This window comes from Bacillus pseudomycoides DSM 12442 (assembly GCF_000161455.1).
In the GTDB taxonomy this organism is placed as follows: domain Bacteria; phylum Bacillota; class Bacilli; order Bacillales; family Bacillaceae_G; genus Bacillus_A; species Bacillus_A pseudomycoides.
Genome location: NZ_CM000745.1, coordinates 2,543,120 through 2,566,868, shown reverse-complemented (window position 1 = coordinate 2,566,868; position 23,749 = coordinate 2,543,120). Strand labels below are relative to the sequence as shown.

Annotated in this window: 20 protein-coding genes and 4 pseudogenes; 8 read left to right on the top strand and 16 right to left on the bottom strand. The window is 33.6% G+C overall.

Annotated elements, in window-relative coordinates:
• Nucleotides 1-176 precede the first annotated feature (176 nt).
• Together BPMYX0001_RS12795 and pdxR are read right to left on the bottom strand one after the other, a co-directional pair.
• Nucleotides 177-1,091, bottom strand: a complete 915-nt coding sequence (locus BPMYX0001_RS12795; protein ID WP_006095236.1) for a D-alanine--D-alanine ligase — start codon at nucleotides 1,089-1,091, stop codon at nucleotides 177-179.
• Nucleotides 1,092-1,102: 11 nt separating this feature from the next.
• Nucleotides 1,103-2,545 carry a MocR-like pyridoxine biosynthesis transcription factor PdxR gene (gene pdxR / locus BPMYX0001_RS12790; RefSeq protein WP_006095235.1) on the bottom strand — a complete coding sequence of 481 codons (1,443 nt, stop codon included), beginning with the start codon at nucleotides 2,543-2,545 and terminating at the stop codon, nucleotides 1,103-1,105.
• A 511-nt stretch (nucleotides 2,546-3,056) separates the two neighbouring features.
• Between pdxR and BPMYX0001_RS34025 the strand changes: the two are divergent.
• Nucleotides 3,057-3,254 (top strand): annotated as a pseudogene (locus tag BPMYX0001_RS34025) (methyltransferase domain-containing protein); the annotation flags it as partial.
• A gap of 179 nt (nucleotides 3,255-3,433) precedes the next feature.
• Nucleotides 3,434-3,808, top strand: coding sequence for a hypothetical protein (locus BPMYX0001_RS12785; protein WP_029427276.1), 375 nt, complete (start codon nucleotides 3,434-3,436; stop codon nucleotides 3,806-3,808).
• A gap of 267 nt (nucleotides 3,809-4,075) precedes the next feature.
• Here BPMYX0001_RS12785 and hfq read toward each other — a convergent pair whose 3' ends face one another.
• Nucleotides 4,076-4,264, bottom strand: a complete 189-nt coding sequence (gene hfq / locus BPMYX0001_RS12780; RefSeq protein WP_006095232.1) for an RNA chaperone Hfq — start codon at nucleotides 4,262-4,264, stop codon at nucleotides 4,076-4,078.
• Between the two features lie 205 nt (nucleotides 4,265-4,469).
• On the bottom strand, nucleotides 4,470-4,748 hold the full coding sequence (locus BPMYX0001_RS12775; protein ID WP_006095231.1) for an AbrB/MazE/SpoVT family DNA-binding domain-containing protein: 279 nt from the start codon (nucleotides 4,746-4,748) through the stop codon (nucleotides 4,470-4,472).
• A gap of 236 nt (nucleotides 4,749-4,984) precedes the next feature.
• Here BPMYX0001_RS12775 and BPMYX0001_RS33095 point away from each other — a divergent pair, with 236 nt between their 5' ends.
• The gene (locus BPMYX0001_RS33095; RefSeq protein WP_167535679.1) at nucleotides 4,985-5,155 is read left to right on the top strand and encodes a hypothetical protein; all 171 of its coding nucleotides are present in this window, start codon (nucleotides 4,985-4,987) and stop codon (nucleotides 5,153-5,155) included.
• A gap of 471 nt (nucleotides 5,156-5,626) precedes the next feature.
• Nucleotides 5,627-8,410, top strand: coding sequence for a dynamin family protein (locus tag BPMYX0001_RS12770; protein WP_033798961.1), 2,784 nt, complete (start codon nucleotides 5,627-5,629; stop codon nucleotides 8,408-8,410).
• 62 nt (nucleotides 8,411-8,472) lie between these two features.
• Here the strand turns inward: BPMYX0001_RS12770 and BPMYX0001_RS30790 are convergent.
• The 3 genes and pseudogenes from BPMYX0001_RS30790 to BPMYX0001_RS12760 form a co-directional block, all read right to left on the bottom strand.
• A pseudogene (locus BPMYX0001_RS30790) lies at nucleotides 8,473-8,628 on the bottom strand (IS66 family transposase); the annotation flags it as partial.
• A gap of 130 nt (nucleotides 8,629-8,758) precedes the next feature.
• Complete coding sequence (locus BPMYX0001_RS12765) at nucleotides 8,759-9,673, bottom strand: CPBP family intramembrane glutamic endopeptidase (protein WP_006095229.1); 915 nt, start codon at nucleotides 9,671-9,673, stop codon at nucleotides 8,759-8,761.
• A 547-nt stretch (nucleotides 9,674-10,220) separates the two neighbouring features.
• Entirely contained in the window at nucleotides 10,221-10,943 is a 723-nt protein-coding gene (locus BPMYX0001_RS12760) for an SDR family NAD(P)-dependent oxidoreductase (RefSeq protein ID WP_006095228.1), read from the bottom strand.
• Nucleotides 10,944-11,237: 294 nt separating this feature from the next.
• Here BPMYX0001_RS12760 and BPMYX0001_RS12755 point away from each other — a divergent pair, with 294 nt between their 5' ends.
• Nucleotides 11,238-11,699, top strand: coding sequence for a hypothetical protein (locus tag BPMYX0001_RS12755; protein ID WP_231398763.1), 462 nt, complete (start codon nucleotides 11,238-11,240; stop codon nucleotides 11,697-11,699).
• A gap of 739 nt (nucleotides 11,700-12,438) precedes the next feature.
• On the opposite strand, the gene aiiA is transcribed toward BPMYX0001_RS12755, so the two are convergent.
• The 6 genes from aiiA to BPMYX0001_RS12720 all read right to left on the bottom strand — a co-directional run bounded on the left by aiiA (nucleotide 12,439) and on the right by BPMYX0001_RS12720 (nucleotide 18,559).
• The gene (gene aiiA, locus BPMYX0001_RS12745) at nucleotides 12,439-13,191 is read right to left on the bottom strand and encodes a quorum-quenching N-acyl homoserine lactonase AiiA (protein WP_006095225.1); all 753 of its coding nucleotides are present in this window, start codon (nucleotides 13,189-13,191) and stop codon (nucleotides 12,439-12,441) included.
• Between the two features lie 90 nt (nucleotides 13,192-13,281).
• Complete coding sequence (locus BPMYX0001_RS12740) at nucleotides 13,282-14,034, bottom strand: hypothetical protein (RefSeq protein ID WP_006095224.1); 753 nt, start codon at nucleotides 14,032-14,034, stop codon at nucleotides 13,282-13,284.
• 11 nt (nucleotides 14,035-14,045) lie between these two features.
• Nucleotides 14,046-15,143, bottom strand: a complete 1,098-nt coding sequence (locus BPMYX0001_RS12735; RefSeq protein WP_033798959.1) for a DUF58 domain-containing protein — start codon at nucleotides 15,141-15,143, stop codon at nucleotides 14,046-14,048.
• Entirely contained in the window at nucleotides 15,140-16,069 is a 930-nt protein-coding gene (locus BPMYX0001_RS12730) for an AAA family ATPase (RefSeq protein ID WP_006095222.1), read from the bottom strand. The genes BPMYX0001_RS12735 and BPMYX0001_RS12730 overlap by 4 nt, the downstream gene beginning before the upstream one ends.
• A 296-nt stretch (nucleotides 16,070-16,365) precedes the next feature.
• Nucleotides 16,366-16,902, bottom strand: a complete 537-nt coding sequence (locus BPMYX0001_RS12725) for a hypothetical protein (RefSeq protein ID WP_006095221.1) — start codon at nucleotides 16,900-16,902, stop codon at nucleotides 16,366-16,368.
• A gap of 805 nt (nucleotides 16,903-17,707) precedes the next feature.
• The gene (locus tag BPMYX0001_RS12720) at nucleotides 17,708-18,559 is read right to left on the bottom strand and encodes an MBL fold metallo-hydrolase (RefSeq protein ID WP_006095220.1); all 852 of its coding nucleotides are present in this window, start codon (nucleotides 18,557-18,559) and stop codon (nucleotides 17,708-17,710) included.
• Between the two features lie 1,024 nt (nucleotides 18,560-19,583).
• Here BPMYX0001_RS12720 and BPMYX0001_RS12715 point away from each other — a divergent pair.
• From BPMYX0001_RS12715 to BPMYX0001_RS12700, 3 genes are all read left to right on the top strand, one after another.
• Nucleotides 19,584-19,796, top strand: a complete 213-nt coding sequence (locus BPMYX0001_RS12715) for a hypothetical protein (RefSeq protein ID WP_006095219.1) — start codon at nucleotides 19,584-19,586, stop codon at nucleotides 19,794-19,796.
• 603 nt (nucleotides 19,797-20,399) lie between these two features.
• Complete coding sequence (locus BPMYX0001_RS12710; protein WP_006095218.1) at nucleotides 20,400-21,632, top strand: cytochrome P450 family protein; 1,233 nt, start codon at nucleotides 20,400-20,402, stop codon at nucleotides 21,630-21,632.
• Between the two features lie 812 nt (nucleotides 21,633-22,444).
• Nucleotides 22,445-22,843 carry a DUF2871 family protein gene (locus tag BPMYX0001_RS12700; RefSeq protein ID WP_006095216.1) on the top strand — a complete coding sequence of 133 codons (399 nt, stop codon included), beginning with the start codon at nucleotides 22,445-22,447 and terminating at the stop codon, nucleotides 22,841-22,843.
• Between the two features lie 67 nt (nucleotides 22,844-22,910).
• Here BPMYX0001_RS12700 and BPMYX0001_RS34020 read toward each other — a convergent pair.
• From BPMYX0001_RS34020 to BPMYX0001_RS12690, 3 genes and pseudogenes are all read right to left on the bottom strand, one after another.
• Nucleotides 22,911-23,072: pseudogene (locus tag BPMYX0001_RS34020) on the bottom strand (multidrug effflux MFS transporter); the annotation flags it as partial.
• A gap of 192 nt (nucleotides 23,073-23,264) precedes the next feature.
• Complete coding sequence (locus tag BPMYX0001_RS12695) at nucleotides 23,265-23,468, bottom strand: hypothetical protein (RefSeq protein ID WP_006095215.1); 204 nt, start codon at nucleotides 23,466-23,468, stop codon at nucleotides 23,265-23,267.
• A 2-nt stretch (nucleotides 23,469-23,470) separates the two neighbouring features.
• Nucleotides 23,471-23,749, bottom strand: a pseudogene (locus BPMYX0001_RS12690) (hypothetical protein); the annotation flags it as partial.

Genomic DNA, 23,749 nt, shown 5'->3' with positions numbered 1-23,749 from the left:
CCCTTTTCAAAAATCTTATATATTTCGCGAATAATAGAAAAAACGAAATACTTTTTAGTTCATACAACTATCAAAAGCTTTGTGTATTCACATAGACCTAAATGAACTGAGTAACTAGAAATGGTGTTTTTGTTAGAATTTTAAGATTTCAAATCATATTTTAATTTTATACACCATTAGAAACCTTCGCTCTTTCTAACTTGTAATGAGGTTTCTATAATCATATCTAACAGCTTACTATATGAGATTCCTGCCGCATGGGCACTTTTAGGCAACAAGCTATTTTTTGTCATCCCCGGCAATGTATTCACTTCCATCACATACGGGATTCCATCTTTTATAATTATATCCACCCTAGCATAAACACTGCATTTTAATGCTCTATAGCAGGTCATTGCAGCTTCAACAACACGTTCATATGTTGTAGCCGGAAGTTCCACAACCTCTTCAATCGTAGCGATATCATCGTATTTCGCATGATAATCAAAAAATTCAGCCGTATGTTGAATCGAAATGATTGGTAAAAGCTTTCCGTCCAAAATAGAACATGTAATTTCTTCGCCCTTTATATATTTTTCAATCACTATTTCAGAATCCCATTTGAATACATCCTCAAGAGAAGAAAGTAAAGAATCCTTATCGTATACGATCTTTACCCCTACACTGGAACCACCTGAATTTGGTTTTACTACTAACGGATATCCCATTTTATCTATTTCATCAAGCTGCAGCTCTTCCGTATTTGAAAGATGAATCCAATCTGGTGTTTGAATGCCCTCATAACGAATCATTTTTTTCGACATATTTTTATCCATACAAATACCGCTTGATAGCATGACACTTCCGGTATATGGAACACCGAGAGTTTCTAGTGTACCTTGAATCGTACCGTCCTCCCCATATTCTCCATGAAGTGCTAACAATGCAATATCAAGATTTCTTACCTTTTCAACAAGCTCTTTTTTGTCATTTAGTTTAATAGGTACTACTTCATACTTACTCTTATCCAAATGTGCAATCATTTCTTCGCCTGTCATGAGTGACACTTGTTTTTCGGAAGACACGCCTCCCATAATAACGCCAACTCTCATTTTTCCAACTCCTAATTTTCATTTTTTAAGGTATCACCAATTATCTTAATCCCATTGAGAATATCTTCCTCTCTTAACCGAGAGAATCCTAATCGAAACGTATTACTTCCCTTTCCATCCGTGTAAAAGACATCTCCAGGAGAAAAAACAACTCCCTTTTGATAACATTTTTTCAAAAGTATACGTGCATTTATTCCTTTTTCTAACTCTATAAAAAGATGAAGTCCGCCATCTCCAGTCATTCTTTTAAATGGAATGTATTGATTACAAGAATTAAGGGCTAGTTCATATTTTTTCTTATAAATTGACTTGGCCTTTTTTAAATATTTTTCGAAATAGCCATCATGTAAATATTGATAAAGTACTGCCTGATCCAATGTGGACGTATGAATATTTCGTGCCCTTTTCATACTTTCCAAGTAGTGGATTAATTTCTTATCCGCTAAAATCCAACCAACACGTAAGCCCGGAAAAAGAACTTTTGAAAAACTGCTAATATAGATAACATTGTTCCCGGGTCCGGAAAAAGTCAATAACGGCGCTAAATGTGAACCTGAATAACGTAATTCCTCATTAAATCCATCCTCTACAATTGGAATTTGATATTTTGAAAAAAGTTTCATAATTTTAGACCTTTTTTCAGAGGAGGTGACAATCCCGGTAGGGTTATGGTAGGACGGAATTAGATATGCAAAATCAAAATCTGTTTCGGACAAGCTTTTCTCAACTTGACAAATATCGATACCATCATCCTTCATTTCCATCCCGTGGATTTCATATCCATGTAATCGAAAAAGCTTTAATGCAGTATGATGGGTAGGGTTTTCACAAATAATACGCCCGGATTTTTTAGCTAAAGAAGACAATAAAATATCCAGACCCTCAGTGAAGCCATTCGTGATAAGAATATCTTTATTGGAAATGTCTACTCCTTTCATTTCCATATAATGAAGAAGGTAATGAATTAGGGGTCTATAACCTTTGGCATATCCGTAGTTCAAAATGATATCACCTTCATTGGATAACCTCGTCAAAAAAGCCCTTTTAAAATTTTCAACATCAAAAAGTTTTTCATCCGGGGCAATGCTATTGAATGAAATCATGCCCTTTTCCCAGCGAACACCGTGCTTCATTAAATCCAATTCATCAGCTTGCAAGATAACTTTATTGAGCTTTTCTTTCCAGTTTAGTTCAATAGATGGTGTTTGGGATGCATCGACCTTCCCTACAAAATTTCCTTTTCCCTTTATCGCATAGATTAGGCCTTCTTGTTCTAAATCTGCGTAAGTAGTGAGAACAGTAGTTCTACTAATCGATAATAATTTGCTTAATTCTCGGGTAGATGGGAGCTTCTGATGCTCCAATAGTTGACCTTTCATAATCATTTTTTTCAAATGATCCTTCAATTGGATATACACCGGACGATTGTCTACAAACTTAAAATCATTAAACACTTCCTTGCCCCCTTACTAACATTTTTACATAATTACATCTATCTCAAAAGGTCCACCACATGTGTATTTTCTTTCACTAGTGGTATGGTTTAAAACACCATTCATACAGCTTTTTTACAAACATCATGACTTTATTTTACATCTACACCTATTTTTATTAACCTACAATCTCACAAAATTTAAAGTTATAGATAAAATTGGTTCTGTAATTCATGATTACAGAATGCAAAACAAATTATTTATAAAGTGAAACTTTAATCAGAGGGTTTTTCTTCATCCCCCTCTGATTATTAGCCCTCACCAATCGGGCTTTTACGGACAATTGATCCCCCGCCTAACTTCTTTGCTTTTGCTGAAGTTTGAGTTGGGATTCTTACTGCCCACGAATAGCGGAATAAATGCAAGGAAGAAATCTTTTTCTCCTCTTCCTCTCAAATCAAAACAGCATCTTTTATTTGTTGGCGTTGGAACCAGATAAGACTTTCGTTTTCTACCTTCTGATGTCCAGCTTACAAGAATTGATCTCTCACAAGATTTGTTAAACAAAGCAAAAACACATAAAAAACCTATTACACTTCTACCAATGAATGCAGAGCAATTACAATTCCCTAATGAATCTTTTGATGTAGTATCTTTGAGTCTCATTTTTTGGTTTAGTAGTTCAGCTAATATGTGTTGTAAAAATTGTAATTCTGAATACTCAAAATAAAAAACGAAGATTTTATCTTTCCAAAGTTATGTATAATAATTCAGCTCATTTTTTTCGTTTTGGGGAACAACCCATTCCTTAAGTTGATGGGCATGTGGCGATTCCTCATATAAAGTAATTTTTATAAAATAGGATAAGCTATACTATCAAATCATATAAAAGAAAGCTAAGGTGCTTTTATGAAAAAGATATGTTGGATATTATGTTTTTGTTGCTTCATGACATTTTGGAATGCTAAAACTTCTGTAAGTTACGCTAAAGAAGGACAAGTATTCACATATACAGTAAATCAACAAGCATTATTAAAATTTTTAAATTCAAGTTCAAATGAATATAATAATGCAATGAAGCAAGGAATAACTCTAGCTGAGTTTGCATCTAAAAAAGGCATAGATGAAGCAAAGTTAATCCATTACTTTGCAATAGAACAAAAAACACAATTAGATATTGCACTAAATAAAGGAGAAATAGATCCTCAGATGTATCAAGATCTCTTACCTGATATTCATCATAGTATTTATAGAACTATTCATTATAATCCTAATTCTAAATAGACGTTCCCTTCTTGAAAATCAGCTAAAACAAAGGATGAAGAATAAGAGAAATGAGTAAGATTGAATAAGGAATCCTGGCATAAAAAAGACTTGGTATCAGGTCTTTTTTTGTAATAAATCCAAACTAAATGGAACAAAAAAAGAACCCTTATCATAAGGATTCTGCATCAGGAAACAACTAATATATAGAAATAATATAAAGAGAATTACTTATTATATCGGATATATATATAATATTGAGAAAATGTTACATCATTCTAATATGTATTATGTAGTAATTGTTGAAATGGCTTGTTTGTAAACGAGTTGCTGTTTACCATGAACCATCATTAGAATCGTAAATTTATCCATTGCGAGAATCTGCCCAGGTATCCGAACGCCACTCTTTAAAAACACAGTGATTTCCTCTTTTTTCTCTTTTAATAATTCATATGTTTCTTCTTGTAAATCCTTCATATAGCTCCCTCCCTTTCTATAATCGTATCATATTTGAATTGAAATGCTGTTTCATAGACGTATTTCTCAATATATTTACCCAAAAGGTACATTTCAGTTGAGATAAAAAGAATCCCCTAGCTTTATGTATTAATTTTTTATTAATAATTATGATACGTGAAATTATTATAATTGAACTTTAAAAAATCCCCTTTAAAGGAGCCAATTATTTTACAAGATACTGTTCTAAGTCCTTTATTAACAGTTTTGCACCCTCTGGACTTAATGTTATCTTGTCATTTGCTAATGATATGTTACGATTTAATACTTCTCCTGTTACTGCACAAACACCACCAGGCTGATACTTCTGTAAAACAATGTCTTCACCTTTTATAAAGATTTCTAATGGTGATTTTTCTTTAATACCTAGCGTATTTCTAAGTTCTTTTGGGATTACCACACGCCCTAATTGATCTACTTTTCTAGTCATTCCGGTTGTTTTCATCTAGCATCTTTCCCCATTTCATTATCAAGTGTACCCAAGTTATTCTTTACTATTGTAACAAGCTTTCTCCATACATGAAAAACATAATGATCCGAAAACTTACAAGACTCACTATAGTTAAGTGATTTCTCAATATATCTCTTGTATATAAATCGTTCTTAAGGTGTAAAATATCCAAGTAATTACTTAATAATTACATTACATCTAAATTTAAATTAAAGAAGGAGCTATATACCATGGATAAAAAAGATCTAGTAAATCTTCAAGTCAACAACATGCCTTCAGATGCTCTAAATACTCCTAGTAAGTCCCAAGAGCAAATGCAGGATTCAGCTCAAAGGTTAGCTAACGGAATAAAAATAGATTTATCACAAGACGAAACGACAAATCTAGCCAAAGACGAATAGAGAGTTTTTGGCACGAAAATAAGCTAAAAAATCGAAATGAAGCAATTCGCCAACTTATTGAGAAAGGGTTAAGTCCCAAATAACGGCTAACCTTTTTTATTTCCTCTGAAAACCTACACATCAAATTTAAAACCCCTAATACTCTTCAAAATAGATTTTCTTCTATTCAAGACCTATTGAATTATCAATTCAATTATTCTTTAATAAACTTTGCAACAGAACCCTACATGGAATATTACAACTTAATGTATATTCGTATTGAGTTATTAGGAACATCTAATGTTGTTTCACAAGTGAAAGGAAATTGAAAAAAAACTGAAACTTTTCTCATTAAAATTCAATCTTACTTAAAAAATGAAAGGAAATTGAAATTTCCCAAAAGAAATTCTTTGTTAAAATAAAAAGCATAAATACAAAAAAATATTGACAAATGGAGAAAAATGTATTTTCCAAGATATAGTGGAGGAAAAAATGAGATTAGAAAAACAATTAATAAAAAAGATATATTATGAAACATTCCTAATGGAGAATGAAACACATCCACCTCTTCAAGTACTTGGAGGAGCTTATTTAAACGAACAAAAAAATGAGATTTCCGATGGATCTTATATTCGTTTTGCACAAGGTGAATTTTATTATCACCATCAAGATTTTGAAACAGCTATTTTTAAATGGGAGAAAGTCAGTAATGAATTAGCACCATGGGCACAAAAAAATATTGCGGATGCTTACTTCGAACTTAACCAATTATCAGTTGCTGAAAATGTTTATACCTCCATTACTACTGATAACAAAATACTTATGACCGAAATTGTATTGCAATTACTGTCTCTTTACATCGAGCAAAATAATCTTGATTCAGCTTTCGCTGTTATTAAAGAAGCGGTTTCTTTAAATCCCGATTATCCAAACGTCACAACAATTGCACGTTCCTTTTATGAAGAACAGCAAGATTTTGACAGTGCAGTAGAGCTTGCTGTAAATGAGTTAATTCGAACAGAATCTTTTCCATGGTTTGAGGTTCTAAAAGAATATATCGATAAAGGATTTACTAAAAATATTTTACCAGACTATTTTTATAAAGTATTAGTTACATTAAATAATGTAGATCAAGTACAATTTACGCAAATTGTTTCATCACTTTGGCACAGCTATAAAAATGAACAAAATTACTTATTATGGCTTAAAACAATAAATGAATTTTTCTTACATATCGAAATACATTCGTCCGATATATGGGACAAAATTTCTTCTCTTTACGAAGAAACGTACTTTGAATTAATTCAAGGTCAATATACGCTAAGACAATTACACGATATCATTCCAAATCTTTTAACAAATTGGTTAAAGGTAGCCAATCCGTCTCATTCTGTATTTCCATCTGCAGCAGTATTGGCATGGGATGAGATTTTCCCTTCCAAAATAGATTCAGCAAATATAAAACATGCGGAAAACCTACTGTCATACTCTATTAATCATGTGAATGGCTTAGAGTATAGTTTACATCTTTTTGAATCTATTACACAGTGGGCACAAAAACATGATTTAGAAATGGGTCATCGATTTAGATGGTTAGTTGGCGAGCTTGCAGATTTAAAAACAAAGCGCCTTTTAGTAACTGGAACTTCAGGAAACGGAAAAGCTTCATTTATTAACTCTATACTAGGAGAAAATATATTAGAAAACTCAATCTCAAATGTAGTTGTCTTTAAAAATGACGCTCATACAGAAATTAACGCTATAACAGATTCAACAATTACAACAACTGAGAATTTCTCTGATTTCCATAACATGATGTCTCTACACCGCCAAACATATAAAGATAGAGCATGTGTTGAATTTAAATTACCATGCAGGTTTTTAAGTAAAAATAAACTTACATTCGTTGTTACACCTAGCTTTAATAGGAACAACGACACTAGAGATGAGACATTCGAATATTTAAATTCTGTAGACGAATTATTATTCGTATTGAATGCGGATTCACCTTTTACTGACAAAGAACGTGACATTCTATTAAGTATTCAAGAACATACACCAAATCTACAAATTCATTTCTTATTAAATAAAATCGATAACATTTACAGTGAAGCAGAAGCAAAAAGAGTTATACATGATACGCAAGCGAGAATAAACGCATATTTCCCGCATGCGAGAATTTTCCCTTACTCTTCGTTATATACAAATAGTCAACAACTAAACGATTTAACTGAGTTTATTCATTTTAACTTTAACCATAAAAATATCGATGCAGAACGTACTGAAAAGCTATTGTTTTTCATCCGAAAAACAATTACATATCTTTTGGATAAACGCGTCGAGATGGAAAACAACCTAGTGGATTCTATTAATTGGAATGAAGATATGTTAGTTAAACTAAATGGTTTTATTAATAACCTTACTGCTTTTGAGAAGGAAAAGATTCATTTCATTACACAATCATATCGTACAATGAAAAACGAAATTACTAATGATCTTACAGAACATATTCCGAAACTATTGCAGAGTTGTTCTGATTTAATTAGTGAAGAAAGCGATTTTGGGCACATTGATATTGAACTAAATGCAGCGATGAACGAAAGAGTTCAAAAATATCTAGAACAAACTGTGTTACCTAATCTTGCTCGCTCTATGCAAAATTGGATTGCAATTTCTAATAACGAGTTCCTTCAAAGTCAATCGTACTTAGAAGAAATCAGTGAAGGACTTAATTCTTTATGTGGAGAAAATCGAATACAGTTAGAATGTGACTTTAAAGTGCTTGATGACTGGCGCAGAGATACTGATAGAATGACAACTAGAATACAAATGGAAGAAGTAAATATCTTACGCCGATTTACACCAGCACAATTTTTATTGAAAAGTGCCGGGAAATTATTTGGAGTTCTTCCTAAAAATAAAGCTATGCTATATAACAAATACAAACAGTATTTAGAAAATGAAGATTATACCGATGTAACGGCTTCTATTATAAACAAATTTTTCTTGCAATTTGAGCTATTTGAAAACGCACTAGAGCGGGATATTAATATGTTCTTTAAAAATCCATTTGGCGCGTTGAAACAAGCTATAGAAAACACTCATTTAGAAATACAAGAAAAACAAGATACACTGCATAAAATGAGATCAAATCCTGAAGTTTATCATGATTCTATAACGCTCTTTAAATTAAGATTACGTCAATGTGAAGTAATCTTAAATATAGGTGAGGATAATTCCTATACAGATTTAACTTTAGAAACAAGCATAGAGTAACCGTAAAGTAACTCCAAAATATACAATAAAAGTTGATTTTGGAGTTGCTTTTTTGTTTACTTCACTTTTTTCCCCTTCTGTGAATCAGGTAAAGCCTTTAAGGCTTCATCAAACTTCCATCTGGCATGCACCCAACATCCCACAAGGGTGACATCCAGTACTTGATGATAACCACTATATCCATCTACTTGTAAATACCCTTGAAAACCAGTTAAAAAATTATAAAAATACGAACTTCATTTAAGGTTCTTTTAGTAAACTAAAAGTATAAACAGAAAAGAGTGTAATTACGGATTAGAATCACATCGTTAGATTAGCTTGATAATCATGGGGTCTCCTAAACTATAATTAACAATCCTGGTTGCTTCTCATGAAATACCATTTTGGATTCTTTTTGTGCAGTTTTATTAAATAATATACACAGAAAACAAGTATTATTGCTGAGATGATAAGATAGGCCTTATCCTGATAAGCCTCCATGTTAGCATTTGCATAGAATAAATACTCTCTCCCCATACTGTCACCGTTAAATTTAAACAGCGTCTCGGATGCGTTATAAACCCCATGAATTACCATGCTTTTATATATACAATTACTATCAACAGCAACTAAAAATAATAAAAATCCAAAACAAAGAGCATACGTCAAAAATACTGGATTAAATCCACCCAAGGAATGCATGAGAGAAAATAGAATAGAAGTGAAAAGAAAGACAAGTAAAAGATTATATTTTTTCACGAGCCATTTCGTTAAAAACCCTCTAAAAACAAGTTCCTCTGCGCCGCCCTGGATAAGGTAAGTAACAAAACATAATAAAACATATGGATAAACATTAAAATTAGAGATTTGTTCTGTAAATCCGATTTGAACATTAAACATAAGAGAGTAAATATAGATACCTGCAAAATTAATAAACATACCAATCGCTAGACCACTAAGTATATTCGAAATAATCTTATATGACCAATCTCTGGTAAATCCTATACTAGAAATCGGGTTCTTAAATATGTAAACATACACTAGGAGCAGCATCCATATTCCAATAAAAGTACAAATGACTCCTATAAAACGATATGTAGAACTAGTTTCTGGAATAAAATTAAAGATAGTTTGAAGTGAAGTACCCACTATTAATTGCGTTCCATAAAAGAGAACCATGATACCAACACTGCATATTAGAAGATATATCCAACTAGGTATTTTATCTACAAACTTATTATTTCTGTTGTCTGCTTTATTTTTAAGTAGCCATAAATTTTTCACACGTTAATCCTCCTCTATATTTTTGAAGTTGCATTCTAAAAAAATTATGATTGCTTCTTACACTCTTATTATTACATTAGGATAGTAAATGAACTATCTAATAACCTTACATAAAGATTGCATTTTTGTAAGATACCCATTTTCACACGTATCTCGGCTAAGCCCCATGCCCATCAACTTAAGAACGAAAACAAAACGAACTTTCATTCAAATAAACTAAAAAACTCTTAAAACACTATTTATCCTTAAAAATGAGCATGACTAAATATGCCTATTCTGAAACAATTAAAAGATAGTAAAAAGTGCTTTCATGTACAGAAAGCACTTTGAGTCTACAACTATTTTTTAATAGTTTAATACTTTTTCTATAGTCTAAATCACTTTTTATGAGATATCTGTCACATTACATTGGTTTCATACTTTGTTGTCCGGTGATACAAAAGCACCAGCTCCCATTTTCAAAAAAGATTGATCAAAATACATGCTGTATTTAGTACCAATGATTAATTTTTATAATATACAAAAAAACTATTCATATGCTATACAATCATGCATTTAAGTCTGTTATGGCAGGAATATTAATTTCCTTTACACATGAAACTGGCGATAAATTCATAACACATTGAACAATCGCTACAATATCTTGCACAGGAATACGTGTCCCTCCATACAACATAATTGCCTTTTCTGCACCTTCTTCATAAGGTACTTCAGCAGCAAGCTCTCCTGGATTAATACACGTTACAGAGATCTTGTCTTTTCTCACATGCTCACGTAAAGCATTCGTAATACCACGTAAGCCAAATTTAGACGTGACAAACGAAACTTGCGCATTATTCGTATGATCTAACCCTGCTGTGGAACCAATTAAAATAATCTTTCCGTTTTTCGCCTGTCTTAAATTAGGTAAAAGCGCCTGAATATAAGTAATAGTGGAAGTTAAATTAATATTGATTAAGTTCGAAATATCTTCAACTTCATCCTTATCAAACGTATAGTCATCTTCAAAACCACACTTTTCCCATACTCCGACATTATAAATTAATACATCAATAGCAATGTCTTTTAACGTTTCTTTTAAAGAAGGAATTTGTTGTTGACTAGATAAATCAATTGTGAGCCATTTACGATTTACACCATCATTTATATCTAAACTACTTGGTCGTGTGCGTGACACCACCCATACCGTATCTCCCTTGGTGGGTAAGCCTTTTACAAATGCATCGCCCAATCCTTGGCTTGCTCCAAATATAATAAAGTTCTTACTCATCCTACCACCCCTTCGAAATAACTATACTTCTTAATTATAATTATTATAAAGACAAGCAACCACTAGAGTGGTTTATTGATTCGTTACAAAAACAATTTGTTAAAGCCCGATCCATCTGTACAGTAATCAAGAAACATCAACCAACAAGCATTAGCAAACATTGTAAAAAATTCATCATTGATATCCGCTAATACTTATTGTTACATTTGATTCCACTACTACATAAATTCCTATATTTCATCCTTATCCTTACTCACATTCAACATGGCTCAGAATAATATGTATCTAGAGGGTGTGACAATATTGGAAAAAAATATCGAAATTACAAAAGATATACAAGTCATACGGTCTATCCAACGCGATCTCAATATTGTGACAGTCGCACTATTGTTAACGGGACAAATCACCATTATAGGAGTTTTTGTGACACCAGGGGGGTTTCGCGTTTCATTAGGAGGACCATTAACAGGTGAAAGTCGATTAGAAGGTAAATTCGAAAAACAAACTACGAATGTGATTATTGATATAATAGACGTTATCCTCGCCGTATTATTACTCAATGATGAAATTGGTGTTACGGGTAGCTTTATTGCACCTGGCAGATTTACCATTAATGTTAGTGGACCCATTTTCGGTGTTCCTAAACTTGAACCCACTCTCCCTTACTTAAAACGAGATTATACTTTCTTTCAAAAGGTTGTGTCCAAACATTTTCATGTGAATCCAAGCTTATTAAAAACACTTACAAAGGAATGATAACATGGCTTTAACCGATATTCCTACTATTCAACCATCTAAGAATGGGGTCTTTCTGCTCGCTCTTCCTTTAATTATTTTTATCTTCTTTTTTACCCAACCTAAAGCAGAAACAAAATAATACCCTCACTAACAGAGAAAAGGACCTTAAATTTTTTCATCTACCCAAATTTAAGGTTCTTTTCTATTCTATCCACCATCCTAAGCCTTTTATTTCACCGCTCATTTTTTAAAACCAATATATTTTCATTTAGCCCAACAATCACACTTACTTGTATTTTATTTCAAATGCCTCTTTCTTTCCACCCCATTCAATTGTGACAAGAAATGCTTCTTCCTTATCCTGTACTGCACAACCTGAACATGATGATTTCAATTGAATTATGCCTCTATCAATAAATCTCGTTCCTTCTTGTTTGCCACTACTATTCTCAACTTTCCATTTTGCTTCATTGATGTTTTCCCTATCTTTTCCTTTATAAGTAATTGAACCTTCTCCAAATTCGCTATCCTCCGTTTGTGAGATAACATATTTTCCTTTCTAATGCTTACTTTCTCCAGCATATGAATATGCGATCACACCCAATTAACGCCAAAAAACATATCATTATACTAAACAGCATTATGATTTCCCTCATACCTTCCACCTTTTTAAATTTTATTAGAAAATCATATCTCCATAAATCCGTATGAAAAAAGGTGTAGTTATATTATGTTTTATTTCCATAAAATGAGTACATTATAAAAATTCAGGAAATGTTTTACACCTTTTCTCTTGTTCCATATCATGCCCAAAGAAAACGATAGGTTTTTCATCCAAAACAATTTCTTTTAATCGATTAATAGATTGGGAGGCCATTTCTGAATCAAATCCTGCGAACGGGACACCCTGCTCAAAGTTTTCGTGTGTATAAGATGCATCAATTGTTAGCAATACAGAACCTGACTTTTCCGTTTTAACGAGTATTGATTGATGACCCGGGGAATGCCCTGGCGTATAGAGCAACTGAACACCAGGCATTACTTCATAATCTCCCTCAATCATTTGATAGTTCAAATCTGGTAATATGCATTCCTTTAAATATTCTTCTCTATGTAAAGCTGCATCATGTTCAGTTCGTTGCAAAATAATGGGTGCATGGCTGAAGCTCCCATTCCCCCCAGCATGGTCAAAATGCAAATGAGAGCTAATAACACAGAGAAGATCTTCTGGCGCATAACCCACTCGTTTTAAAATATTTACGATTCTATCATCCGGTTTCATTTTCGGAAGAATCTGCCCTTCAACAAACGTTCCCTTAAAAAGATCTTCATTATCTACTGCGCTTTCTGGCATCCCTGTATCTATTAAAATTGGACCTTCTGTCGTTTCCAAAAGATAGCACCATACTGGCAAATTCAACAGTTTACCAGGAGTAAGCGTACTATTAACAGAAGAATGATCCAACATACAGCGGCCAGCTGGTAAAAAGTAAAGTTTTTTAACGGTCATTCTATATCCACCTTCTCATATCAGTTTGGATGAAACAATACAGTAATACTTCCGTTAATAGCAAACTTTCTCCTTCTATCTCTTTTTTCACTATAAACTTTTCTTTACATGTTCACTTATCCATCTCCGCATCATCTGTAATTCTTCATTTGAAACACTTTCTTCCCCATATCTAACTTTCTCATAAATTGGAACAATATCATTATTCTTATGAATACGAGAAAACCATTGTTGAACCGTCTCTTGTAATCTTCTCTTTTCGAATTTTGGTAATGTTAGTTCCCATTTTATTAGCATTGCCCTTACTTCTTCTGCTGGTAGTATTAAGCTGTCTTGATCCTCTGGTTCTGCATCTTCCCCAATTTTTCGTATTTCTTTTTGTTTCAAAGATATATTATGAATCTGCTGCTTCTTATTCCGTTTACGGCGAAAGATGAAAAACACGATTAAAATCACTAAAAAAAAGATGCCAATTTGTATAAATATATTTTCAGTGCTAACTCCTAGAAACTCTTCGCCGCCAATTGGCACCTTCCTATCTCGAGGAATTCCTTTGAAATCCCCTTTCTTATAATATCCATCTTTATTAAAATCTGGTGGATCTTCAATTTCATATAATACTCCTGAATCCTCCCCTGGTTCCATCGGCGTTCCTTCTCCTATGGATTTCCATTTTCTTGGTGTTAGCGGTTCACCATCCTCTCCTACCTTTGATTGAGAAGAATCTATTACCTGTTCCTTTGCGAAAAAAGCGCCTTTCGTTATTCCAATCGCTAATATAAAGCAAAGACCAATAGCTAGGAAACAAAATATAACACGTGATCCCCATTTCAATGTATTCACCGTTCCTCCCTTTACTTCACAATTTGTATCCACCCTTTTTGTTTTTCAGGTGGATATCCAATAATTAATGGGATACACCCTGCTTCTTGTCTTCGGAATCCTGTTTGATAAAAGAAATGTGTATTCAGCGGCGTATCCTTTTCGGTTAACGAGGATAAAAGATCCATTGCTTTATAAAGTTGTTTTCGGTGCTTTCCTCCTTTTAGATGAATGACACCTTGTTCCCGTACTCCATTTATCCATAATTCGAACGAGCAGTCTTGTGAAATTAACTCCCGGCATACCCCCGCCGCGACTTGAATTAAATATTCCATATCCGTACGAAGCGTATATCCTGTTTGCCCTAATACATTTACATATAGCGCATAACGATCGCCTTGTGTATATTCATACTTTTTTGCACTTATTACCCCAGTTTTCGCAGTCGCTCCCCAATGGATCGAGCGAAACGATTCCCCCTCATATTCTTTCACGCCTACTATTTTCGTTTCATCATATAACGGAGAAACAGCTGCTCTGCGAAATCCATGCTTCCATGTTGTCATTTCCGGTATCGTTACTTTCGACATTTGCGGAAGAATATGAAATTCAGGGAGTGTCTTTTGTTCAATAGGCAAGTAATACGTTATAAGGCCGAATGGATCTGATATCATAAGTTCTGCAGCTTGCCATCCTTGCCTCCCTCTTTCATTTGCATTCCCCCCTAACGTAATTGTTATCATATCTCTTCCTTCTATTTGGAGAGGAATGTGATAAGAGTGATGCGAACGCTGCATCTTCTGATCCGTTTCCCACTCTATTTGTTCATTAGAACGAAACTGAAGAGCTGCTTTAAAAATGGGAAAACGTGCTTCATTAATAATTTGCACTGTACACGCTCCGCTTTCGCTCATAAATAGTCTCTGTTGATTTTGGGAAATATCCCATTTCACTTTCATGACTGCCTTCATATACAAATACAAAAATCCAACTAGCAGCAAATAAAATAAAAAGATAGCTACAATGAAAAATTGATTGGTAAATACGACGAGTATAAGACAAATAACACCGATTCCCCCTATAGAGAGAGGTTCCATTAACGGATGTTTCCTTTTTATAATTTCATTCATACGCTTTCCACTGGCACTGCAAGTTTTTCTAAAATTCCTTGCAGTACATCTACTTTTGTTGTTTTCATATCCCCTTCAATTGTTAATGTTAACCGGTGGGCACAAACCGGAGCTGCCAAAGCTTTCAAATCATCAGGGGTTACATAGTCCCGCCCCTTTAATAACGCCCTTGCCTGCGCCGCTCTCATAAAAGCTAAAGACCCACGCGGACTTACCCCAATTTCTACTAAATCATGCTTTCGCGTCGCTTCTACAATATCAAGTAAGTATTCTTCCACCTCATCGTGCATATGAATCTTTTTCGATTGCTCTTGCAACTCCAATATGTCAGAAAGAGTTACAACGCTTTGTAAGTCATTAAATGGATTTTTTTCTTTAAACCGTTTCAACATTTCCTTTTCATATTTACGATTTGGGTACCCTTGGCGAATCGTTAATAGAAAACGATCTAACTGCGCATCTGGAAGTGCAAATGTTCCTGCCGATTCTAACGGATTTTGTGTAGCTAACACAATAAACGGATCTGGTAATACATGCGTTACTCCCGCGATTGTTACCGTACGCTCCTCCATTACCTCTAACAACGCTGATTGTGTCCGTGGAACGGCCCGATTAATTTCATCTACTAAAACAAGATTTGCAAAAATAGGACCCTTTCTCGTTTTAAAATCACTTTCTTTCATATCAAAGTATTCTAATCCTACTACATCACCTGGCAACGTATCCGATGTAAATTGAATACGCTGAAAAGCCCCATCAATACTTTTCGCAAGAGTTTTGGCTAATGTTGTTTTCCCTGTTCCTGGCACGTCTTCTAATAAAACATGTCCATTTGCAACTAGCGCAATCATCGCTAAATCGATTACCTCTTCCTTGCCTACAATGACCTTCGAAACATTTTCTTTAATTTCCTCTAATATAGACATATTTCTTACCCGCCTTTATTTTTTGACTTTTCCGACATTTTAACACAATAATCTTTTTCTATAAACTGGAAAATGTGAGTTTTCTTCAAAATCACTACAACATGAACTCTACCGAGTGAATAGTGAGTATCATGAATATAACCAAAGAAGCAAAGGACTAAAACTTCTCAATGCTATAAAAATACTACATCTATTTACAACACGATAACTTGCTATCATATAAGAGTATACAAATAAAAAATAAATGGTATAGACAACTCACTAAACAAGAAAAGATGCCTAAATTAGACATCTTTTCATTTAGATACTAGATTATCAAGCTTCCAATGGATATCTCCAAATGGATCAAGCTTACTATCCATATATAGATGCATATTATTGAAATCTTTTGGTGGATTTTCCGTCTTAAATGAAACGTCAAAAGTTAAAGAGTAGCCAACTGGCACACTTTTGAATTTCTCTTCGTATATAGGCATAACTTGACCTTCATATTTTTTTCCCGTCTTTTCATCTTTAACAAAATACTGTATTTCTGAAAGATCAATTGCTTTTTCATCGGTCCGAGCATTATTGATCGTAACACGAGCTACAATGCGCCCTATTCCATCTACTTTTTCATATTTTGCATTTTCAACTGTTGCTCTGTAGTATCCACCTTTTGCAATTTCTCCATATCGTAGTGCATCCTTCTCCATTCTGTTCTCTTCAGACACTTTTTCTGATTTCTTTGATTGAGTAGTTACTTCTTGCTTTGTTGTAGTTTGTTCACTACAAGCTGCCATTAAGCTTGTAAGTAAAAACGCTGTACATGTTACTTTTATTAAAGATTTCATAGAACTCCCTTTCTCTATCCAAAAAATTAAAATACAGGAATAATTTTACTTCAAAAGATAGATAGAAAGGAAGACTTATTAGGAAATTTGTTTTTATTCCTAGAACACTGATTATGTCAATGAAAATTCCCTTAAGTACTTCTAAAGGGGCTTTTAAATGGTTTGCGATACTTTTTTATAAACGGTATAACTTTATTTCAAATTCACATAATAAGCTTCTTATCTAGGTTTCCCTCCTTTAGAAGCTTCCCATGAAATTGATTAATACATAAAAAATTGACCGCCCATTATAGGCGGTTTAATTTTACAGATTTATTCCATTATCCCCTCTAACTTCGCATCCTTCTACATATTTGTAATGCCAAGCATCTTGAATAGATAAGACCGGAAATTCCTCCAAAGGCTTTGTAAATCGAAGAAGGCAAACAGAAGCAAAAAAATAAGAATAAACCTTAGGGCAAGCCTTGTTTATTTAAACGTAATTATAAACGTATTGACCTCAGTATTCTGTACTTCATCCCGGGATGAGCGGTAAAAACAACGGCTAGGACAGAGAACACTTATCTATAATTTAGCAGAACAAAAAAGGGCTGCAATACCAGCGTTCATAACACTGATATGCATCCCCTAGCAGCATAGTACTTACTTCTTTTCACACTTAAGCCTGATAACTTTAAATTTACGTATGATGGTAAACATATTTTACTTTATAACATTTCGATTTACCTTAAATCCCCAATTTAATACAGTAATATAAAAATAGGTACTAATCTATAGTTCCCCTCTTGAAACATTATTAACTTTGTTATTCCGAAAATCCATTAACAAAAAAAGTGATGGTCTCAATTTCATCTTCAGTTAAACTTCTCTGTAAAGACTTAGACATTTCTTTAACTATTGCCTCTGAGCTTCCTTCATACTTTTTTGTAAGCAATGCTGTAGTTTTTAAGAATTTAAGTTCTAATTGAAACTCTTCTTTACTTAATGGAGCTTCATGATGGGATAAAACAAAAATTTCCGCATCGTATTTCTCAATTTGTTCAATTAACTGGAGCGTATTCTCTATCGTATAACTCCACTTCTTTGAGTAGAGATTTGCATACATACAATCTCCTAGAAAAAGAACTTTTTCTTCCTGAATATAAATGACAGTAGAATCATCAGCGTGATCTCCACCTACATGTTCAATTGCACACGTCACCCCACCTAGATTCAAAGTCATTTTCTTATCGAATGTAATATCAGGTAATGGGAGGATAATCTCCCTCTGATTTCCTAGCTCTTTCTTTATTGCATCCGCACAAAATGGAATTTCTAGACCCTCTTTAACACGTTGGTCTAAATATTTATCTTCCCACGATAAATTCTGTAACTGTTTAATTTTGTTATAAGTTTTATAATGAGAAATAATTGGCATTTGCATCTCATGCATTCCAAATATATGATCCCAGTCGGAATGTGTAAGTATAAGCCATTCTTCTTTAATATCATATGTATCTAATTGTTCCAAAAATAATCTAGCATGTTTCGAAGAATTTCCAGCATCAATTAATAGTGTCTTTTCTTCTCCTTTAACAGCAGCTAGAATAGGACGATCTGTTTCTTGATACGGTGGTAAGTATAAAACTCGATTAGATATTCTCTTTAGTTTCTGCAATTTTTTGTTCCCCTTGCTGATTTTTTATTATGCCTTTTTATAGATAAAATAGTTGCATTCTCTATAATGTCTTAATTACGAACAAGCTCTTCACTTAAAGAACAAATATAATTTTACATACAGAGGTAGATAGAAAGACTTTTTAGGGAATTTGTTTTATTCCTAGAACGCTGATTATGTGAATGGAAGGCTCCCTCTGTACTTCTGAAGGAACTTTGAAAGGTTTTGTGATACTTTGATTTTATGTTAGCAAAATATAGTCTTTATTTTGCATATCCTTTATACGTTTTTTATCAACATATAATCTCCTTCCTCCATTTTTATTCTGCATCTATATCAACTAAAAAAGTTCCCCTCACTAGAAATTCAAAAAGATATTAAAATTTCTTGTTTTACTATAAAAAACGAATTCATCGAGAATTAATTCCTTGCAGTCGTTTGTTACACATCGGCACGATGTATAACTTGAAAAACGTCAATATACCTGTTTTTCAATTTACCCTATATGATATTTTTATACAAGCTGTTACATAGATGAAGAGTCCCATTATTACCAATTACCGGAAATGGAATATCATAATTAAATGAACATACAAATGATATTACCGATTTATTTTCTTTTTTCGTTGTCTTCTTCTATAAAGAAATTATTGTTTAACCCTTTAAATGCCACTATTCTCATTCTAATTATCTCATAAAAAATATGTTCTGTTTAAATAAGTAACGATACAGTTTTCAATAAACCTCAATATTCCGACAATAATGCAGATACAATAATCTTTCTCCTCCCCCTCAGAGATGAGCAGTTAGCTATTGCTAGCTGCCCTTTTTAATTCATGTAATTTCTTCTCAATTTCCTCAATTCGTTTATCTCTAATTTAAACATTATCTCTTAAAAATTCATTTTCTTCTTTTTAAGAAAATTTTTTCTAAATATTTACCACCACTAACATCTGAAGGTATTTGTAAAATAAAAACGAATTCCTATATTTGCAAGATATAAAAATTTCAGGAGGATGTTAAAATGGAAAAAACAATGATGGCAGGAACAACAAACATGATGATATCTATGGAAAAGATGATGTGTGAAATGAAATGTATGAAAATGATGATGAACAATATGATGCAAATGGATGTAGAAATGGATAAAGCTATGATGAATAAAATACAAGAATGTGATGCAATGATGAATTCTACTATGTCTATGATGAAAGCAATGAAAGAGAAGTGTTGTTAATAAACAAAATTGTTTAAATGCGTATATAAGAAAGGCTGGTCTTTTACCAGCCTTTCTTTAACTAACTTTAGGTAAGAAGTTCCCATCCTATTTTACATACAACCTACATTTCAGATATGTTTCTTGCAAAATACATTCATGTATAGGAATTGCATTGCATCCTTTAGGCATATCAATCATTTCGCAACATTTAAATTCCCTTCTGTTTCATCAGTTGAAGGAACTGTCCAATTTGTGTTTGCTAGCTTGATGGTGATGTGGAACAATCCATTTAAGATTGAGTAAAAAAGAAGAAATTCCTGTCTTTCCTCCTGAAGAGAAATATCGTCATGTGATTACTTCTAATAATCAGGTACCCAAATAGTTATTTGAAAAAATCTACTTCAAGAAGGAGTTGACCGTAAAAGAATTGTGAGCTACTCCAGTTTAGATTGGCACATTTCGAAAAGAAGTTTGTAGAGAAGGACACTATTGATGACGAGTATGCTCAAAACTTGTTCGATCGGATGAATGTTCTTTGTAGCATGATCCATTTTGGAATTGTCCAGTAAAGAGGATGTATAAGCCATTTCACTCACCAGTTATAATGAAAGGAGCAAACGAATGAAAAAAATTACTCTTGGCGATTTAAACTCACCGGAAACTATGCGCGATCCCATTGTGTACTATAAACCTTTCTTCGAACAACAAGAGCCCCTCTTTCGTCTGGATGACTTTTACGGTATGGGAGGAGCATGGATCGCATTACGCTATGACGATGTTGTTACCATATTGAAAGATCCGCGCTTTCTCAAAGATTTACGAAAATTCGAACCGCCCCAAGATAAACAGGAATTCATTGAGGAAAATACATCTGTGAGCAAGCTGTTTGAATGGATGATGAATATGCCGAATATGCTTACGGTCGATCCGCCTGATCATACCCGCTTACGCCGGTTGGTCTCTAAAGCCTTTACTCCGCGTATAATCGAGAATCTTCATCCCCGTATTCAGCAGATTGCCGACGAATTGTTGGATGCTGTGAAGGAAAAAGGAAAGATGGATATTGTTGCAGATTTTGCCTACCCTCTGCCCATTATTGTTATTTCAGAGATGCTTGGAATCCCCGTTACTGATCGAAACCAATTTCGTGACTGGACACATAAGCTCATGAACGCTGCTATGGATCCTCGTCAGGGGGCTGCAGTTACTGCAACACTCGAAAAGTTTATTCATTACATCGAAACATTACTGGCGGAAAAGCGCGTAAATCCTAGCGATGATCTGATGAGCGCTCTGGTCCAAGCACAAGAGAAAGAAGACAAGTTGAGTAAGAACGAGCTTCTTTCGACGATTTGGCTTCTCATTATTGCTGGACATGAGACAACAGTTAATCTCATCGGTAATGGCGTACTGGCGTTACTGCAACATCCCGAACAAATGGATCTGCTACGGGACAATCCTTCCATGCTTTCCTCTGCTGTCGACGAGCTGTTGCGCTATGCTGGCCCGATCATGATTGGTAACCGTTTTGCAGGTGAAGATATCACAATGCATGGAAAAATAATCCACAAAGGCGAAATGGTACTGTTTTCCCTAGCAGCTGCCAACATTGATCCGCAAAAATTCTCTAATCCCGAAGCATTAGATATTACACGTGAGGAAAATGATCATCTAGCTTTCGGCAATGGTATCCATCGCTGTTTGGGTGCTCCATTGGCACGCTTGGAAGGACAGATTGCATTTGGCACATTGCTGCAACGTCTACCTAATCTGCGCCTAGCAACTAAACCCGAACAACTGGTTTATAATTATAGTAAATTCCGTTCTCTTGCAACTCTACCAGTAGTTTTCTAACCCTTTTCTGCCCATAATGACCAAAATCACTTAAAAAATAGGCTTCGGCTTCGCCTAACAAAATTTCATCACCTACTTTCATTGGGCTATCACGCCTTCACGTTTAGAAGTGGGTGATGAATTTCGGAAAAATGTTAAAGTTACCAAAACCAGAAGATTAAAAAAACTGAATTATACCTCCTAAAGAGTCCAAGGCTTTCCCCTATTACGTTAAAGTACAATAAGGAAATTCCTTCTCTGTCATTTATAGAGTACCTTCCTAGTTTACAGTGTATATTGCTTTTTAATATTCTCTGATATTGATTGCAAAATGTTGTTTAAATCTTACATCAATAGCCCTTTTCTCTTTCGCACACTGAATATAGAGTGTACGAAAAAGAAAAGACTCGTTCCACAAACTCCATATTAACATCAAACACGTATCCTTCATTATAAGAAAGACTTAATTCAACTGTATTTTCATAAATCGACATAATCATTATTAATTTAAATCCTAAGTGATCCATTTTATGATCCAGATGCACGCCTGCACCTTCAATCAAAAAGTCTTCTGGTTCACTTTCAAATTGCTCTAATAGTTCGGATTCATCACCTTTAAATACGATTCTGACAATCTCTCTTTGTTCACATAAAGTTCGATTATTTTATATAATCGAATACCCTATAATTATGATAAAATAATTTTAAACCTATTATACCAAGACTCCTGGAAAACTAGGAGTCTTGGTTATGTAACTACCATGATTTGAAAATACAATAGAAATTTACGAATCAAAAACCAACATTACAGAGTTTGCATCAGGAGGTATATAATGAAAAAATTATATTATGCATCGTTCGTATATTTAGTTATCGGTTTATTATCTGGTGTATTCGCTAGAGAATATGCAAAATCAAAGGGCATTCTAGGGTCCACTCTGCTGAACCTTTTACACACACATACACTCGTACTTGGATTTTTATTTTTCTTAATTGCCCTAGCATTAGCAAAATCATTTGCATTTCATAAAGTGAAGGGTTTTAATGTGTGGTTCATCGTCCATAATATTGGATTAATTTTAACACTTTCTTCACTGGCAACTCGTGGACTTCTTCAGCTAAATGGAGCTGATTTCAAAGGATTAACCTATATAATCGGATTCTCCCATTCTCTCATCGGCCTTACCCTTATTTGGTTTATGATGCTATTAAAAAAATCATATAAAATGTAGTGTGTAATAAAGCTTCAGCAAAAACAAAAAAGAATCTCATATTGCTTATGAGACTCTTTTTTCTACATTAAACAGATTCTATAACCTTAGCATTATAAATAAACATTCGACTTAATATCGTCATCACAATTACAAGGATAAGAAAATATAGAGGCATAACAAGCAAAGAACCTGTATGCAATTGACTCATTCCCCAAATCGTAACGGTAATGATGATATAAAATCTCAGATATTTAGAGCTTTCTTTCGCTACGGAACTGGAGGGGCCATGATAGAAATACGGTCATAATACATCAAAAAGAACACCTCAATTGCTTCATGTTAATACCTATAGGAGGGTATGAATTAACATTTATTTTTCATTACTTCTCTTTACAAAGATTAACATATATTATATGTTTCATTTTCCTATATTACAAAGTTAAAGAACAACATATTCCGTCTCAATACATAGATTGATAAAATTGCTTTTTTGCCCCCCCTCATCATAGGCATAAATTCCTGTACCCGCTAATTTTAACTGTCCTTCTTCTGTACTAATCTTAGTAACATCCTTCTTTTTATGATCATAAACACCCTCGCTGGCTAACTCCAGTTTCCCTACATCAGAACGGATTTTAGTCATTCCTACTCTCTCCCCTCATTAAATTTATTTTTAGAGTCTAAATACTCCTTTTTTCCATCTTTATCATTATATTGTTTAGGTGAAAAGCTTACAGTGTAATTTTCTCGATATGATAACAACTGATCCTGAACTTTCTTTTTATACTTGATACGTAAAGTCATATCCACAATTCTATTAGGCTCATTAGGTGAATTTAGCTTCATTTCTAGTTCTGCTGATATAAATTCATCATAATCCAAGTGTAGTTTCGGTTTTACAATTTTATCAAATTGTTGTTTATT

Bases quoted from the DNA above. Each gene is read 5' to 3' on its own strand.
- BPMYX0001_RS12735 (WP_033798959.1), bottom strand. From the start codon at position 15,143: ATGAATGAAATTATAAAAAGGAAACATCCGTTAATGGAACCTCTCTCT.
- BPMYX0001_RS12770 (WP_033798961.1), top strand. From the start codon at position 5,627: ATGAGATTAGAAAAACAATTAATAAAAAAGATATATTATGAAACATTC.
- BPMYX0001_RS12795 (WP_006095236.1), bottom strand. From the start codon at position 1,091: ATGAGAGTTGGCGTTATTATGGGAGGCGTGTCTTCCGAAAAACAAGTG.
- BPMYX0001_RS12695 (WP_006095215.1), bottom strand. From the start codon at position 23,468: ATGACTAAAATCCGTTCTGATGTAGGGAAACTGGAGTTAGCCAGCGAG.
- hfq (WP_006095232.1), bottom strand. From the start codon at position 4,264: ATGAAGGATTTACAAGAAGAAACATATGAATTATTAAAAGAGAAAAAA.
- BPMYX0001_RS12700 (WP_006095216.1), top strand. From the start codon at position 22,445: ATGAAAAAATTATATTATGCATCGTTCGTATATTTAGTTATCGGTTTA.
- BPMYX0001_RS33095 (WP_167535679.1), top strand. From the start codon at position 4,985: ATGGATAAAAAAGATCTAGTAAATCTTCAAGTCAACAACATGCCTTCA.
- BPMYX0001_RS12775 (WP_006095231.1), bottom strand. From the start codon at position 4,748: ATGAAAACAACCGGAATGACTAGAAAAGTAGATCAATTAGGGCGTGTG.
- BPMYX0001_RS12725 (WP_006095221.1), bottom strand. From the start codon at position 16,902: ATGAAATCTTTAATAAAAGTAACATGTACAGCGTTTTTACTTACAAGC.
- BPMYX0001_RS12760 (WP_006095228.1), bottom strand. From the start codon at position 10,943: ATGAGTAAGAACTTTATTATATTTGGAGCAAGCCAAGGATTGGGCGAT.
- BPMYX0001_RS12710 (WP_006095218.1), top strand. From the start codon at position 20,400: ATGAAAAAAATTACTCTTGGCGATTTAAACTCACCGGAAACTATGCGC.
- BPMYX0001_RS12715 (WP_006095219.1), top strand. From the start codon at position 19,584: ATGGAAAAAACAATGATGGCAGGAACAACAAACATGATGATATCTATG.
- BPMYX0001_RS12785 (WP_029427276.1), top strand. From the start codon at position 3,434: ATGAAAAAGATATGTTGGATATTATGTTTTTGTTGCTTCATGACATTT.
- BPMYX0001_RS12730 (WP_006095222.1), bottom strand. From the start codon at position 16,069: ATGTCTATATTAGAGGAAATTAAAGAAAATGTTTCGAAGGTCATTGTA.
- aiiA (WP_006095225.1), bottom strand. From the start codon at position 13,191: ATGACCGTTAAAAAACTTTACTTTTTACCAGCTGGCCGCTGTATGTTG.